Here is a 15081-nt window from a genome sequence, read left to right on the forward strand (position 1 = left end):
TTATGGAAAGTGAACGCATGTTGACGCGAACGGTTCCTTGAACGGCTGTGAGGCCGCGCGGGAAACCGTCGGGTTTGGCGGTTTTATGCCTATGGAATAAAAGAAAAAACCCCGAGCACGGGCTCGGGGTTTTCGGTGGGTCTTTCCGCGCCGGATTTGCGCCGGTCTGGTATCGGTTAGGCCAGAAGGGTTTCGGTCGAGCTGAAGAACATGGCCTGGCTGACCGCCGATTGGACCTGCGTCTCGGTATAGGGTTTGGTGATCAGGAAGGCCGGTTCGGGGCGCTCGCCTGTCAGCAGACGCTCGGGGAAGGCGGTGATGAAGACGACCGGCAACTGGTCGAACTGGGCCAGAATGTCATTAACGGCATCAATCCCCGAGGAATTGTCGGCCAGCTGGATGTCGGCGAGGATCAGATCGGGTTTCTCGCGGGCGGCAAGCTCGACAGCCTCTGTGCGGGTGCGGGCGATGCCCGTCACCTGATGGCCGAGTTCTTCGACAATCGCGCGGATATCCATCGCGATGATCGCCTCATCCTCGATGATCATCACTTTGCCAGCCACCGAGTTTTCCATCTCGCGCATGGCGATTTCTACCAGCTCTTCGGCCTCGGCGGTCTCGATCTGCATGATCGAGGCGACCTCCTCAAAACGGAACCCCTCGATGGTGTGCAAAAGCAGGGCTTCGCGGGTGTTGGGCGTCAGGCTTGCCATATGGTCCTGCGCGCGCATCTCGAGGCTGCCCTCGGCTTCGCCCAGCGGCGCGCCGGCAGAGGCCCAGACAAGATGGAAGGCATGGAACAAAGCCACCTTCGGATCCGTTTCATTCTTGAAGATCGCTTCTTCGGCAAGGATCGCCTCAAGGGTCGCCGCCGCATAGCGATCACCCGTGTCTTGGCTCCCGGTCAGCGCACGGGCATAGCGGCGCAGGTAGGGCAGGTTCGCAGCGATGGCGCCGGCGATATCGGTGGGCATGTAAAAACTCCCAAATTTTCGTTTTCCAAGGAACCAACTCCATTGTCCTGCGTTTGGTTCCATGCAAAATAGCTGTGATCGGAACCATAGGTATGACCAACGAAATGGCTGACGACAAGTCGCGAGCCAGCATAAAGGAACAGATCAACAGGAACCTCAAGAAGGCTTACGAGCAGGCCCTGAATGAAGATGTTCCCGATCGCTTCAAAGATTTGCTGGCACAACTACGTGCTAAGGAGGGCGACAAATGACATCGCCCTCCTCTGACACGAACAAGGTCGAAGATCCTCGCGACGAACTGCCCGAACATCTCCCGGCCCTGCGTGCCTTTGCGATGTCTTTGACGCGCAATTCCGCGACCGCAGATGATCTGGTGCAGGATACGATCGTCAAGGCGTGGTCGAATATCGAGAAATTTCAGGTTGGCACGAATATGCGCGCCTGGCTGTTTACGATCCTGCGGAACACATTCTATTCGGATCGCCGCAAACGCAAGCGCGAGGTGGCCGACCCTGATGGTGTTCACGCCGCAGCCCTGTGTGAACGGCCCGCCCATGATGGGCGTCTGGCGATGAATGACTTCATGGTGGCTTTTGACAAGCTGACCCCCGAACATCGCGAAGTTCTTATTCTTGTTGGGGCATCCGGTTTCTCTTATGAAGAGGCAGCCGAGACCATGGGGGTCGCGGTCGGAACGGTGAAGAGCCGTGCCAATCGTGCGCGTGCACGACTGGCGGAGATGCTGAAGCTGGAGGAGGGCGAGGATATCCTCTCCGGTATGGATGCGACTTCGCTGGCTGTAATGAGTAAATCGGGGACTGCCGCTGCATGATAAGGAAAGAAGGATCGACGGGGTCGTTCATCGACCGTCTCGGTGTGCGTCTGGCGATCTTTCTGGCAGTGGCCCTGTTCCCACTGCTGCTGATCTCGGCCATCCAGTCGAATTCACTGCTGCAAGAGGCACGGGCGCGGTCGGAAGCCGCGCTTATGGGCGAAACCCTGCAGGCGGTCACGGGCGAGACGCGGCTTTTGCAGCAGGCGCAGGCCGAAGCGCGTTTTCTGGCCTATACCCTACCGCCCTTGCTGGGGGATATGGACGCTTGTAGCGCGCAGATGCGCAAAGTCGTGGAAGCCGATCCTGCGCTTTCCCTGGCCGCTTTCGTGGATAAGGACGGGCAGATGGAATGCTCGTCCCGCAGCGTGTCCTATGATTTTTCGAACAACAAGTATTTCCAGAAGCTTCTGCCACTGGACACGCCGAATTTCATTCTCAATCCGCATGGGCCGGTCTCCGGCACGGCGGTGATCGGTGCGACCCATCCGGTCTATGACAAGGATGGGAACAAGCTTGGCTTCGTCAGCTTGAGCCTGCCGCATTCTTCGTTGCTGCACCGTGATCACGAGAACGACACATTGGGATATGATGTCGATAATTCGTTGATGATCCTGACATTCGACACCAGTGGCGCGGTGCTCACCTCGTCGGGCGATCTCGCCTTGACCAAAGACTATCTGCCCGCCCATCGCGCGCTGAAGGCGCTGGCGGGAACCAATGCTGTCACCTTTACCGCGCGGGCGAACTCGGGGCAGGAACGGGTCTATTCGGTTCTGGAGCTTCTTCCGGGGCAGCTTTATGCAATGGGAAGCTGGCCTGCAAAAGCCTCAATCTCGATGAACCCGATCGCCGATGTGTCTCCGATTCTGGTGCCGGGTCTGATGTGGCTTGCCAGCCTGCTTGTGGCGTATTTCGCGATGCAAAAGCTGGTGATCGGCCATATCAAGCGGCTGTCACGTGCGTTGCGTGGTTTTGCCTCGGGGTCGCGTCGTGTTGGGAACCTGAACTATGCCGGTGCGCCGAAGGAAATTCAGGATCTGGCCCTGTCTTACGAGAAGATGACAGAAACCATCCTGCATGACGAGGCCGAGCTGGAGGATATGATCCACCATCAGGAGGTGCTGCTGCGCGAGGTCCACCACCGTGTGAAGAATAACCTCCAGCTGATCGCCTCCATCATTTCGATGCAGATCCGCAAGGCCCGCTCGCCCGAGGCGAAAGACCTGATGAAAGGGCTGCAGGAGCGCGTGATCAGTCTGGCAACCATCCACCGCGGGTTGTATCAGACATCGGGCTTGACCGATATCACGGCCAACGAGCTTCTTCCCGATATCGTGCGCCAGATTTCCGCGCTGGCAACAGGGCCGGAACGCAGGATCGATATCGGTTGTCATGTGGATGAGATCCGGCTGACCCCCGATCAGGCCGTGCCGCTGTCGCTCTTGCTGACAGAAGCCATGACCAATGCGATGAAATATGCGGGCACGGTGGACGGGTCGCGCCCCGATCTGCAGATTTCCCTGCGGAAGACACGGAAGGGCTATGCCTGTCTGGCGCTGGAAAATTCCGTGGACGAAAATGCGCCGCCGGCCTCGCCGGATACCAGCTCGGGGCTGGGATCGCAGCTTGCACAGGCCTTCGTGCAGCAGCTCAACGGGGATTTGCAATCCTCGCAGGAAAATGGCCGCTATCGTCTGACCGCCGAGTTCAAGCTGGCGGAGTTGCAGGAGGCAGAGCTGCGCCATGCCCGTGACGACGAAGATGATGACGAGGATGAGGAAGAAGAATAAGGGGCCGTTTGGCCCCTTTATTCCTTAATGCTGCACGGTGTCAGGCCTTGGCCAGTGCTGCCTTGAGCCGCTCGAAGCTGGCTTGAGTGTTTTTGGTTTCGGCTTCGGCGATAAAGCCATCCAATGCCGGCCAGACCTTGATGGCCTTATCCACGACAGGATCGGAGCCTGCGGCATAAAGCCCTGCCTGAATCATCATCTCGGCTTTGTCATAGGCACCAAGCAACCGTCGTGCCTGTTTGATCAGTTCATTTTCCTGTGCTGTCGCGGCATCCGGCAGGGAGCGCGAGACCGAGCGGAGAAGATCGATGGCGGGGAACCGGCCGCGTTCGGCAATCTTGCGGTCCATGACAACGTGCCCGTCCAGCGTCCCGCGCAGGATATCCGCCACCGGTTCTTCCATATCAGAGCCGGGGACCAGCACCGAGAAGACGGCGGTAATATCGCCCGCCCCCTCCGGGCCCGGGCCGGAGCGCTCGGCCAGCCCCATGATCTGTTGGGATGTCGAGGGCGGAAAGCCGCGTAGGGTCGCGGCCTCGCCACCGGCAAGGGCAACCTCGCGATGGGCTTCGGCAAATCGGGTGATGCTATCGGCCAGAAACAGCACATGCTTGCCTTGGTCGCGGAAATGTTCTGCGACGGTCATCGCCGCCAGCGCACAGCGCCGCCGGACCAGTGGCGATTGGTCGGAGGTCGCAGCGATAATGATCGAGCGTGCCATACCTTCCGGTCCAAGAACTTTTTCAACGAATTCGCGCAGCTCGCGGCCACGTTCACCGATCAAGGCGATCACCGCGACATCGGCTTCGACCCCCTTGGCAAAATTGGCCAGAAGCGAGGATTTACCCACGCCAGACCCTGCAAAGAGGCCGATACGCTGGCCTTTGACAAGGGGGAGAAGGGTGTTGAATACCGCAAGACCGGTCTCCAACCGCGCGCCCAGACGACGGCGTTGGGCGGCCGCCGGCGGGCGGGACCGTATGTTGCGTTCGATCGGGCCGCGCATCAGGGGCTGGCCGTCCAGCGGATTGCCGAACGGATCGATGATTCGCCCGATCCAAGAGCTGTCGGGACAGATTCCGGTCTGGCCCAGCAAATCTACCCGGTCATCGATGGCCAGCCCGTCCGCGGCCCCGTCGGCCAGCAATTTGACATGATCTTTTTCAAGCGACAGCACTTCGGCGCCAATTTTCAACCCTGACTGGCAGAGAATTTCCGCGCGATCTCCGAGGGTTGCGACGCGCGAAAGGCCTGTTGCCTCGATCACCCCCTGACCGACACGGCTGATTCTGCCCACTGTATGCACTGCGCCAAAGTCTGAAATTGATGCCCGCAACAGGTCCAAATCTGCATAAGCCATTCTGGCCTCCATTCGTTTTCTAAATGTTTTTTAATGAATCACTCTTAAGCCTTGGTTGAAATCTCAGAGGAGAAGCCTCGGTGTTCGAAAAAATCGATGTGATGAATATGGCTGAGTCGATGGCACGCCACGCCGCTCAGCGCCAATCCGCAGTCTCGCGCAACATGGCGAATGCGGATACCCCCGGTTACAAGGCGCAGGATGTGACGCCTTTTGCCGAAACCTATCAGGAAGAGGTTGCGATGCCGATGAAGGCAACGCGGGCGGGCCATATCGGTGCGGATAATCTGGTGACCTCGGAGGTGACCACCCGCAGCGATCCCGGCACGGCCTCCCCTAATGGCAACACGGTTTCGCTGGAAGACGAGATGGTGAAAGCGGTGGAGACCAAGCGCCAGCATGATCTCGCGTTAACCATATACAAATCAACTTTGAACATTCTGAGAACAAGCGTTGCACGGAGCTGATTATGACTGACTTTGGCGATTCTTTTTCTCTCGCGGCATCGGGCATGAAGGCGCAGGCACAGCGTCTGCGCTATGTGTCCGAGAATATCGCGAATGCGGATACCCCCGGCTATCACCGCAAGCTGACGAAGTTCAAACAGGTGATGGAAGAGGAGGGAGTTACGGGCAAGGTCGAGCTTGGCAAGGTCGATCTGGATCGCTCGGATCTGAAGCAAATCTATGATCCGGGCAGCCCGCTGGCCGATGCGAATGGCTACTATGACGGCTCGAATGTCGATCTGGTGGTGGAAATTGCTGACGCGCGTGAAGCGCAGCGCAGCTACGAGGCGAATATCAAGATGTTTGATCAGACGCGGCAAATGTCCTCGGCTCTGCTCGATATTCTGCGCCGTTAACCTAGGAGAAGTCTAGAATGGACGTGAAAACTTCCTTGGCCGCACAGGGCTATGCCCAAGGCCGTTCCGCTGCACAACTTGGGCTTGAGGGGTCGGGGGGCAATGCCACCGAGGCGACCGAAAATCCGTTTGCAGCTCTGGCCAGCGATTTCGTGGATACCGTCAAGAATGGCGAGGAAACCGCGAAGGCCGCAATGACCGGCGATGCCGATCCCCACACATTGGTGCAGGCCCTGTCGCAGACCGAACTGGCGGTCGAGGCGGCCGTGACGCTGCGCAATAAGGTCGTCGAGGCCTATCAGGAAATCCTGCGGATGCCGGTGTAACCCATGAATGATGTCATCTTCTTCGATACGTTGCGCGAGGCTCTTTGGGTCGCGGTGATGATTTCGGCTCCGATGCTGGCTGTCGCCCTGATTGCCGGGGTGTCCATCGGTCTGTTTCAGGCGCTGACATCGGTGCAGGAGATGACCCTGACTTTTGTGCCCAAAGTCGGTGCGATGCTCATCGTTTTCTGGGTGTCTATGTCTTTTATGTCGGAACGATTGGTCGATTTTTTCACCTCGGGCATCATCCCCATGATTGCCGGGAGCTAACTTATGGATAATGCGATTTATGCAACGCTGACCCGTCAATCGGGTCTGATGAAGGAAATGCAGGTGGTGGCGAATAATATCGCCAACACCTCTACCACCGGTTTCCGCAAGGAAGGGGTGATTTTTGCCGAACATGTCGAGGCGTTGGGCAATGACGAGCCGTCTTTGTCGATGGCGCTTGGCAATGGCCGCGAGATCTCGACGCTGCAGGGTGGCCTGACATCCACCGGAAACAACTTCGATTTCGCCATTCAGGGCGATGGCTATTTCATGGTGCAGACCCCGCAGGGCGACGCTTTGACCCGCGCCGGAAATTTCGTGCCCTCCGCAGAGGGGATTTTGCAGAACCAAGACGGCTATCCCGTGCTGGATTCGGGGGGAGGGCCGATCTTTATTCCCGCTGAAGGGCAGCTTTCGGTGGCGCAGGACGGCACGATGTCTGTTGACGGCCAACCTATTGCGCAGCTTGGGGTTTACGACCCCGCTGACCCGAATGGCATGGTGCATTCGGGCGGGACGCTCTTTTATGCGGAAGGGGGCGCACAGGTGCAGGAATTTCCTCAGGTCCTGCAAGGATTTGTTGAGGAATCGAATGTAGACCCAATCACAGAGGTCGCGCGCATGATCGAAGTGCAGCGGGCCTACGAGATGGGACAGAAATTCCTTGATCGAGAAGACGAACGCATCCGCAACGTCATTTCGACGCTGACGAAGTAAGGAGAAGCCTTATGCGTGCCCTACAGATTGCCGCCACCGGGATGGCCGCCCAGCAAATGCGCGTCGAGGTTATTTCGAACAACCTCGCGAATATGTCGACCACCGGCTATAACGCACGTCGTGCGGAATTTGCGGATCTCACCTATCAACAGCTCACCCGTCCGGGAACGATTAGCGCCAGCGATGGCTCGGTCGTGCCGTCCGGCGTACAGCTTGGTCTGGGTGTGCGCCCGACTGCCGTGACGCAGATTCTCGAACAGGGATCTCTGGTGAGCACGGGCGGTGATCTTGATGTCGCCATTGACGGGATCGGCTATCTCGAGGTCGAGATGCCTTCGGGTGTGTCGGCCTATACCCGTGACGGCGGGCTTAAACGTTCGGCGGATGGCGAGATCGTGACCTCGGATGGTTATCCGGTCGTGCCGGGCATTACGATCCCCGATGATGCGACCTCTGTTGCGATCAATACGTCGGGCGAGGTCTATGCCTATTTCAGCGATCAGGTGCAGCCGCAACTGATGGGGCAGCTGACGCTGGCCAATTTCACCAACAAGAAGGGGCTTGAAGCTATTGGCTCGAACCTCTTTCTGGAAACCGGCGCGTCCGGCCCGCCCGTTGTCGGAGAGCCGGGGCAGGACGGGTTGGGGACGCTGCGGCAGGGGTATCTTGAGGAAAGCTCGGTGGATCCGGTGCGCGAGATCACTGAACTGATCAAGGCGCAGCGCGGTTACGAGCTGAATTCCAAGGTGATATCGGCTGCGGACCAGATTCTGAGCGCGACGGTACAGGTGCGTTGATGCGTAGCTTTGCCCCTCTTCTGGTGGCGTTGCTTGCGGTTGCCGGAACCAGCCTTCAGGCCGAAGTCGTTGTGGCGACGCGCACCTTGCGCGCGCAGACCATTCTGACGCCGGATGATCTGGATATCGCCTCTATGGATGTGCCCGGTGCATTGGTGGACCCGATTGACGCGGTCGGTCTTGAGACGCGTGTCGCGATTTATGCCGGACGCCCGATCCGCCCCGAACATCTTAGCCAGCCTGCGATTGTCGAACGGAATCAGACGGTGTCACTGGCATATAATCGTGGCTCTCTGACCATTATCACCGAGGGGCGCGCGCTGGAGCGCGCCGCTATCGGCGACAGCATCCGCGTGATGAATGTCTCCTCCCGCACCACTGTTACGGCCACTATTTCGGCGGATGGTACCGCCTATGTGAACAAGGACTGATTGTCATGCGTCGCCTGAGCCTCCTTCTGATGACCCTTTCGATCCTTGGCTGCCAGCGCCTTGGCGAAGTAGGGCGCACGCCGAGCTTTACGCCGGTGGAAGACACCAATGAATATTTCGCCATGAACACGATCCCGATGCCGGAAATGCCCGAGGACCGTTCGCCGGTCGCGCAGGCCTCGCTTTGGTCCGGCACGCCCAAATCGCTGCTGGGGGACCGTCGCGCGGCCCGCAAGGGAGATATCATGACGGTTGTGATCGAAATCGATGACAGCGCGAAATTTTCCAATTCCAGCGATCGCAGCAGGACGGAATCGCAATCTATGGGGATCCCGTCCTTGTTCGGTATTCCCGAGCAGATCAATAAATCCCTGCCGGAGGGGGCCAGCATGGCCAGCGCCGTGTCCACCAATTCGAATTCGTCTTTCGCAGGGGATGGGAATGTCTCCCGTAACGAGCAGCTGACCTTGCGCGTGGCGGCGACGATCATCGATGTTCTTCCCAACGGGGTCCTGCGTGTGCAGGGTAGCCAAGAGGTTCGCGTTAACTACGAAGTGCGTGAGCTGATCGTAACGGGCTATGTCCGGCCGGAAGATATCAGCCGTCAGAATGAGATCACCTATGACAAGATCGCTGGCGCGCGGATTTCCTATGGTGGCCGCGGACAGATTTCGGATGTGCAGCAGCCGCGGATCGGGTCCCAGATCGCCGATATCGTGATGCCGTTCTAAGGAGGCCATGATGGGTAAATTGCTTCCGGTCATCTTCGTGATTCTCGGCCTCGCGATTGGCGGAGGAGCAGGGTTCTTCCTGCGTCCTGCGCCGCCGCCTCCGGAAGAGGTGGCCGAAGGAGAAGCCGCTGCCGCCGCAACAGGGGAGACGCATGCCACAGCCGAGGAAGGTCATGGTGAGGAGGGCGGGGAAGAAGGTGTGCCGACCTCCGAGTTTGTTAAGCTGAACAACCAGTTTGTCGTGCCTTTGCTGGATGCGAACCGGGTGCGCGCGATGGTCATTATGTCTCTCTCGATCGAGATGCCGGTGGGTGGTACCGAACGGGTTTATGCCGTGGAGCCGCGTCTGAGAGATTCGTTTCTTCAGGTCCTGTTTGATCACGCCAATAATGGCGGGTTCGAAGGGGTTTATACTTCGACGGACAAGATGGCCGAACTGCGTCGCGCCCTATTGGAAAATGCCCGTTCGGTGGTCGGGCCGGATGTCAAAAGCATCCTGATTTCGGATATCTTGCGTCAGGATAGCTAGGAGCTGGCGCGGCAGGAGAAGAGCGGGGCCAAGCTGCGGCCTTCTGATCTTTGCAGCGCATTCGGATAAGGGATGCTCGCCTTCCTGTGCGCTTCTTTGCCGATTTGCGCGCGGGCTGGGTATTTTCCACAGACTATGTGCGAAGCCTGCGTTGGCAAGCTCCTGTCAAAGCGCCTATATGGGTCCAAAGATAGGAGATTGCGTGTGACGATCTATTTGCACGAGGGGGATCTGCCGGAGGGGCTTGACCTTGGTCCGGTGGTGGCGATTGATACCGAAACGATGGGGCTTGATCCGCGTCGCGACCGGTTGTGCCTTGTGCAACTCAGCAGCGGCGACGGGCATGCCCATCTGGTGAAGATCGCGAAAGGCCAGAAAGACGCGCCGCGCCTCTGCGCCCTTCTGGCCGATCCCGAGGTCGAGAAGCTCTTCCATTTCGCCCGTTTCGATATTGCGGCGCTGTATAACGCGTTCGGCGTGGTGACCGCGCCGATTTTCTGTACCAAAATCGCGTCTAAAATGGTGCGGACCTTTACGGAACGTCACGGGCTCAAGCTGCTTCTGCAGGAGATTGTCGGTGTCGATATTTCCAAACAGCAGCAAAGCTCCGATTGGGGAGCGGCGGTGTTAACGGATGCCCAGAAAGAATATGCGGCCTCCGATGTGTTGCATCTGCACAGACTCAAGGCCGGTTTGCTGCCGCGCCTGATCCGCGAAGACCGTCTGGAGCTTGCCCAAGCCTGTTTCGATTTTCTGCCAGCGCGTGCGCGTCTTGACCTGATGGGGTGGGATGAGCCAAGCGACATCTTCCACCACTAAGCCGACATCTCCTTCGATATGATCCGCGATAACCGACATTCCATTCTGGTCGCATGGGCCAAGACAGTACTGCCTCTGGCGGCGCTGGTGCTTTTGTCGCTTGTGTTTCTGGTCGGGCATCGGGTCGAGCCGGGGTCTGTGATCCCCTATTCCGATGTCGATATCGCAGAACTGGCGCGGGAGCCGCAGGTTGTGTCGCCGGAATATTCGGGGCTGACGCAGGATGGTGCTGCCCTTTCGGTGCGCGCGTCCAAGGCCGTTCTGCAACCGATGGGCGCGAATGGCAGCTCGGTGGCCCAGCTCGTCGCGAAACTTCAGGCGCGCTCCGGCCTTGTGGTGGATCTGAACGCCAAGGCGGGTGAATTGCGTCCTGATGCGGGGCTGATCGAGCTGCGTGACCGTGTCGCACTACAGACGTCAAGCGGATATCGCATGCAATCCGAGCTGGTCGAGATGACGACGGACCGGACCAAGATCGTTTCTCCGGGGGCGGTGCATGGCGAAGCGCCGATGGGCGTTCTGGATGCCGGAGCGATGGAGCTGTCGCAGGCCCAACCCGGTGGCCCGAATAATCTGCTCTTCACCAAGGGCGTGAAGCTGGTATACCAACCCCAAGAATGAAGGTGGGTGACATGCGGCAATTTTTGACGGTGATGATCTTGGGGGCAGGGCTGGCGTTTCCGACGCTGGGCGCCGCGCAGCAGGTGGCTTTTGGGGGGCTGTCGACGGATACCAAGGCACCGGTCGAGATTACCTCTGACAGCCTGCAGGTCGATCAAAGCACCGGCGAGGCCGTTTTCCGCGGAGATGTTCTTGTCGTGCAAAGCGATATGCGCCTGAAAGCCGCAGAGCTGCATGTGGAATACGGAGAAACCCAGAGCGAGATCAACAAGTTGATCGCATCTGGAGGGGTGACGCTTGTGTCCCAGACCGATGCGGCGGAATCGCAGGACGCGGTCTATGACGTGCGCAGCGGCAATCTGGTGATGACCGGAAATGTCCTGCTGACCCAAGGGAAAAATGCGCTATCCGGGAATAAGCTGACGGTCGATATGACCACGGGGACAGGGCAGATGGACGGGCGTGTGCGCACCATTCTGGCACCCGGAGGACAGTGATGGATCACACAGCCGAAACGCTTGAGCACGGGCTAAGCGTCAGCAACCTCCGTAAGGGCTATCGCAAGAAGGTTGTTCTGCGTGATGTCTCTTTGACGCTGGACCGCGGCGAGGTGGTTGCGCTTCTGGGGCCGAACGGTTCGGGAAAAACCACGTGTTTTTATAATATTGCGGGGCTGATCACGCCGGATGCGGGGCAGGTGCGCATTGATGGCCGCGATGTCACCGGTCTGCCAATGTATCGCCGCGCGCGATTCGGGATTGGTTATCTGCCGCAAGAGGCCTCGATCTTTCGCGGGTTGACGGTCGAGCAAAATATTATGGCCGTTCTGGAAATAGCGGTGCAGGACCGTCACCGCCGTCGCGAGCGGCTGGAGGAGCTGCTGAGCGATTTCTCTATCGAGCATCTGCGCAGCTCTCCCGCCCTGGCGCTTTCGGGGGGCGAACGCCGCCGCTGCGAAATTGCGCGCTGCCTTGCGGCGGACCCGAAATATTTGCTGCTTGATGAACCTTTTGCCGGCGTGGACCCGATTGCGGTGGGAGATATCCGCCATCTTGTCGGGCAGTTGAAAGAGCGCGGTATCGGGGTGCTGATTACCGACCATAACGTGCGTGAAACGCTTGAAATCGTTGATCGTGCTTACATCCTGCATGATGGCGCTGTGCTGATGTCCGGAAGCACGGAGGAGGTCGTTAATGATGAAAACGTCCGCCGTGTCTATCTGGGGCAGGATTTCCGCTTTCAATAATATCCCCTATTCCAGACAGAAGTGAGGGCATGACGTCCGCCCGTCACAGTTGTGTCATACGCCGCAGTGCAGCGACGATCACCCGTTGACTTCCTCTTGGGAACGTTCCCAAATGTAGTCAAATGCGTGATCTGGCTATCATATTCCCGATGCTTCGCGCAGCCCTTGGTTCGGCTGCCCGGTCCGTATTTTTCTTTGCTCGATGTCGGGAACGAGCAGGAAAGGTGTGCCCCCTCACAGAATTTAACCGACTGTAAATATGGTGCCGAGCACCGTGACACAGTCATCAAGGAAGGAGACGCCATGCGTTACCAAATTAGCGGCAAACAGCTTGATATCGGTGAAGCTCTGCAATCCCATGTCAAAACCGAGCTGGGCAGCACGGTCGAGAAATATTCGCAACGACCGACTGATGCCACCGTCGTGTTTTCGAAAAACGCGCATGAGTATATCTGTGAAGCGACCGTGCACCTGTCGACGGGACTGACCGCGCAGGCACGGGGCGTTGCAACGGAGGTCTATGCCGCCTTTGACGCTTTGCAAGAGAAAATGGACAAACAACTGCGTCGCCATAAACGCCGGTTGAAAGACCATCAGGCCGCGCGCACCACCGCAGTTGAATTCGAGGCGGCAGGGCTTTATGTGCTGGCTCCAGAAGAGGAAGACGAATCGACTGGTGCCGAAGGGGGCGATGCGCCCACCATCGTTGCCGAAATGGAGACGCGGGTGCCTACCCTCTCTGTCGGTGATGCGGTGATGCAGATGGAACTCGCGCATAAGCCGCTTTTGGTCTTCCGCAACGAAAAACATGGCGGGGTCAACGTTGTTTATCAGCGTGAAGATGGCAATATTGGCTGGATCGACCCCCGTCACAGCAAGTAAGCGCCTGCACTGAAATGGGCGCGGAAAAAGGACCGATGGATCTATCGTCTCTGCTTCGCCCGGCCGCCGTGCGTGCGGTTGCCAATGTGGCTAGCAAAAAGCGTCTGTTTCAGGATCTGGCAGATATCGCGGCACAGGCCTACGGGCTTGATGCCGCGATCATCGTTGATGCGCTGCAAGAGCGTGAAAGTCTGGGCCCGACCGGTGTCGGGCATGGCGTGGCCTTGCCCCATGCGCGCCTGCATGGGCTGGATCACGTGGTGGGCGTGTTCATGCGCCTTGAGAAACCGCTGGATTTCGATGCGGTAGACCGGCAGCCGGTGGATCTGGTGTTCGGTCTGCTGGCGCCCAAAAGCTCTGGTGTGGACCATCTGAAGGCGCTTGCGCTGGTGTCGCGCACAATGCGTAATGAAGACACCTGTAAAAAGCTGCGCTCGAACACTGATCCGGCTGCGTTGCATGGTGTGTTGACCACCACGCAGGGGCTGGCGGCCTAAGCCGACCAGTCGGTAAATCCGAATTGCATGTAATCACGGGGATAGGCGTCGCGAACCGCCTGTTCCAACTCCGCCGAATACACATCGCCCAAGGCGATCCGCCCGCAATCGGGCTGCGGCAGGGGGGGCTCATGGGAAAGCCCCGTCGTCGCCAGAAGATAGGCGAGATCCTCCTGAAGACGGTCCTCACGCACCAGAAGATCCGGCGTGGCGAAGCTGGCAAAGGCCTGCAGCATGGTGGATTGGCTGGCCCATAGCTGGTGGACAGGCAGGCTGGTCTGGCTGTTGACGCTGGATTTCAGCCAGACGGCGAAAGCTGTCAGGGCCGTACGATATGCGTCTTGCTCGAGCGATTGGCCCTCTTTGGGGAGGGGCATTTTGTAGGCTTTGCGCAAGGTCTCGCGGGTTTCCGCAAAATTCGGCCAGTCGAGGAGCGCCAGAAAGGCCAGATGCACCCGCATCACCGGATGGCGTAGCACCGTGAAACTGCGATGCTGCGGCGTCTGGCGCTTCCATTGGCGCAGGGTCTTTTGCGAAAAACCGTCGCTGATCTCGCCCAGTTTCTGCAACCAGTCGCGGAATTCGGCATCGGGGGCCGGACGAAGCGGCATGTAAAGAAGCCCTGCCTTGTCAACAGCGGTGGCAATGAACCCCGGCACATTCGGCCCGCGACGGGGTTCGAAATTGGGGGTGCGGGAAAGGTTGAAGCGGTCCAGCCGCGCCAGCGAGGCTTCCATCTGGGGGAAGTTGCGCACCTTTTCTTCCAGACTTTCGGGGTTTTGCACAACCAGATTGTCGGGCAGCGCCTCGGGGCCATCTGCCACGCCCAGCCATTTCGCGAGCCCGTTCAGCACCGCAATGTCCTGCGCATCCTCATAATCGATATAGAACGCGGTCTGGCCGGAAACCTGAAGCGCGTTCATGATTTTGATCTGGAAATTCTGCAAGCTTTCCAGATGGTCCTCGAAGTCCGTCGCGTCGAATTCGGCCTGCGCCACGCGGCGGTGCTTGGCATCGCCCAGCTTCCATTGGCCGGTAGAGCGTGCGATCTTCAGGCTCACATAGCTTTCGACCGGATTGCGAGTCAGCACGATCTTGGCGCATTTGGGATCATTGAGCATCAGGCCCAGCACGCGTGGATCATGTTCATGAAAATAGCGGCAGCCATTCAGACCGGGCGCCTTGCGGATTTTCTTCCATAGCTCTTTGGGATCGGCGTCACGGGCCTCTTTGGAGATCCCCAGAAGATCGGTCCTGTTGGGATAGCCGATCAGGGCCGGATTGAACGCCTCGCCGTGGCAATGGGTGTCGGGCAGCATGTTGACCGCCGCTTCCAACAGGTTCGAGCCGGTGCGCATTTCAGCCAGAATAACGAAGCTTTCAAAATTTGCCAT

General features: G+C 58.6%; 21 protein-coding genes. 18 read left to right on the forward strand and 3 right to left on the reverse strand.

The genetic code is table 11. The annotated features are described in order from the left end of the window. Window positions 1-176: 176 nt before the first annotated feature. Window positions 177-974 carry a response regulator gene (locus RPE78_RS07695; protein ID WP_339108918.1) on the reverse strand — a complete coding sequence of 266 codons (798 nt, stop codon included), beginning with the start codon at window positions 972-974 and terminating at the stop codon, window positions 177-179. Window positions 975-1066: 92 nt separating this feature from the next. On the opposite strand from RPE78_RS07695, the gene RPE78_RS07700 reads away from it, so the two are divergent. The 3 genes from RPE78_RS07700 to RPE78_RS07710 are packed head-to-tail and all read left to right on the forward strand — an operon-like array spanning window position 1067 to window position 3599. Further along, entirely contained in the window at window positions 1067-1225 is a 159-nt protein-coding gene (locus RPE78_RS07700) for a NepR family anti-sigma factor (RefSeq protein WP_339108919.1), read from the forward strand. After that, entirely contained in the window at window positions 1222-1806 is a 585-nt protein-coding gene (locus RPE78_RS07705) for an RNA polymerase sigma factor (RefSeq protein ID WP_339108920.1), read from the forward strand. Before RPE78_RS07700 ends, RPE78_RS07705 begins: the two co-directional genes overlap by 4 nt. Further along, window positions 1803-3599, forward strand: a complete 1797-nt coding sequence (locus RPE78_RS07710; protein ID WP_406720221.1) for a sensor histidine kinase — start codon at window positions 1803-1805, stop codon at window positions 3597-3599. The genes RPE78_RS07705 and RPE78_RS07710 overlap by 4 nt, the downstream gene beginning before the upstream one ends. A 40-nt stretch (window positions 3600-3639) precedes the next feature. Here the strand turns inward: RPE78_RS07710 and RPE78_RS07715 are convergent, their stop codons facing one another. Beyond that, the gene (locus RPE78_RS07715; protein ID WP_339108922.1) at window positions 3640-4959 is read right to left on the reverse strand and encodes a FliI/YscN family ATPase; all 1320 of its coding nucleotides are present in this window, start codon (window positions 4957-4959) and stop codon (window positions 3640-3642) included. Between the two features lie 80 nt (window positions 4960-5039). Between RPE78_RS07715 and RPE78_RS07720 the strand changes: the two genes are divergently transcribed. The 15 genes from RPE78_RS07720 to RPE78_RS07790 all read left to right on the forward strand — a co-directional run bounded on the left by RPE78_RS07720 (window position 5040) and on the right by RPE78_RS07790 (window position 13687). Beyond that, window positions 5040-5426, forward strand: coding sequence for a FlgB family protein (locus RPE78_RS07720; RefSeq protein ID WP_339108923.1), 387 nt, complete (start codon window positions 5040-5042; stop codon window positions 5424-5426). Window positions 5427-5428: 2 nt separating this feature from the next. Beyond that, window positions 5429-5821: a flagellar basal body rod protein FlgC gene (gene flgC, locus RPE78_RS07725; protein WP_339108924.1), complete on the forward strand. Its 393-nt coding sequence runs from the start codon at window positions 5429-5431 to the stop codon at window positions 5819-5821. A 17-nt stretch (window positions 5822-5838) separates the two neighbouring features. After that, window positions 5839-6147: a flagellar hook-basal body complex protein FliE gene (fliE, locus tag RPE78_RS07730; RefSeq protein WP_339108925.1), complete on the forward strand. Its 309-nt coding sequence runs from the start codon at window positions 5839-5841 to the stop codon at window positions 6145-6147. Between the two features lie 3 nt (window positions 6148-6150). Beyond that, window positions 6151-6417 (forward strand): flagellar biosynthetic protein FliQ, encoded by a 267-nt coding sequence (locus RPE78_RS07735; RefSeq protein ID WP_339108926.1) that lies wholly within the window; start codon window positions 6151-6153, stop codon window positions 6415-6417. 3 nt (window positions 6418-6420) lie between these two features. Further along, window positions 6421-7134: a flagellar hook-basal body complex protein gene (locus tag RPE78_RS07740; protein WP_339108927.1), complete on the forward strand. Its 714-nt coding sequence runs from the start codon at window positions 6421-6423 to the stop codon at window positions 7132-7134. 11 nt (window positions 7135-7145) lie between these two features. Beyond that, window positions 7146-7931, forward strand: coding sequence for a flagellar basal-body rod protein FlgG (gene flgG, locus RPE78_RS07745; protein WP_339108928.1), 786 nt, complete (start codon window positions 7146-7148; stop codon window positions 7929-7931). Then, window positions 7931-8362: a flagellar basal body P-ring formation chaperone FlgA gene (gene flgA, locus RPE78_RS07750; RefSeq protein WP_339108929.1), complete on the forward strand. Its 432-nt coding sequence runs from the start codon at window positions 7931-7933 to the stop codon at window positions 8360-8362. Before flgG ends, flgA begins: the two co-directional genes overlap by 1 nt. 5 nt (window positions 8363-8367) lie before the next feature. Continuing rightward, the gene (gene flgH / locus RPE78_RS07755; protein ID WP_339108930.1) at window positions 8368-9093 is read left to right on the forward strand and encodes a flagellar basal body L-ring protein FlgH; all 726 of its coding nucleotides are present in this window, start codon (window positions 8368-8370) and stop codon (window positions 9091-9093) included. 7 nt (window positions 9094-9100) lie between these two features. Then, window positions 9101-9622 carry a flagellar basal body-associated FliL family protein gene (locus RPE78_RS07760; protein WP_406720222.1) on the forward strand — a complete coding sequence of 174 codons (522 nt, stop codon included), beginning with the start codon at window positions 9101-9103 and terminating at the stop codon, window positions 9620-9622. A gap of 204 nt (window positions 9623-9826) precedes the next feature. Further along, a complete protein-coding gene (locus RPE78_RS07765) occupies window positions 9827-10441 on the forward strand; it encodes a ribonuclease D (RefSeq protein ID WP_406720223.1) in 615 nt (204 codons plus the stop codon). 18 nt (window positions 10442-10459) lie between these two features. Beyond that, window positions 10460-11062 carry a hypothetical protein gene (locus RPE78_RS07770; protein WP_339108933.1) on the forward strand — a complete coding sequence of 201 codons (603 nt, stop codon included), beginning with the start codon at window positions 10460-10462 and terminating at the stop codon, window positions 11060-11062. 11 nt (window positions 11063-11073) lie between these two features. After that, a complete protein-coding gene (gene lptA, locus RPE78_RS07775; protein ID WP_406720224.1) occupies window positions 11074-11559 on the forward strand; it encodes a lipopolysaccharide transport periplasmic protein LptA in 486 nt (161 codons plus the stop codon). Further along, window positions 11559-12308, forward strand: a complete 750-nt coding sequence (lptB, locus tag RPE78_RS07780; protein ID WP_406720225.1) for an LPS export ABC transporter ATP-binding protein — start codon at window positions 11559-11561, stop codon at window positions 12306-12308. Before lptA ends, lptB begins: the two co-directional genes overlap by 1 nt. Window positions 12309-12611: 303 nt before the next feature. Beyond that, window positions 12612-13190, forward strand: a complete 579-nt coding sequence (hpf, locus tag RPE78_RS07785) for a ribosome hibernation-promoting factor, HPF/YfiA family (protein WP_339108936.1) — start codon at window positions 12612-12614, stop codon at window positions 13188-13190. Window positions 13191-13225: 35 nt separating this feature from the next. After that, window positions 13226-13687 (forward strand): PTS sugar transporter subunit IIA, encoded by a 462-nt coding sequence (locus RPE78_RS07790; RefSeq protein WP_406720226.1) that lies wholly within the window; start codon window positions 13226-13228, stop codon window positions 13685-13687. Here RPE78_RS07790 and RPE78_RS07795 read toward each other — a convergent pair. Beyond that, window positions 13684-15081, reverse strand: coding sequence for a nodulation protein NodH (locus RPE78_RS07795; protein WP_406720227.1), 1398 nt, complete (start codon window positions 15079-15081; stop codon window positions 13684-13686). The genes RPE78_RS07790 and RPE78_RS07795 overlap by 4 nt on opposite strands.

Origin of the sequence: Thioclava litoralis, assembly GCF_045278885.1 — a bacterium.
In the GTDB taxonomy this organism is placed as follows: domain Bacteria; phylum Pseudomonadota; class Alphaproteobacteria; order Rhodobacterales; family Rhodobacteraceae; genus Thioclava; species Thioclava litoralis.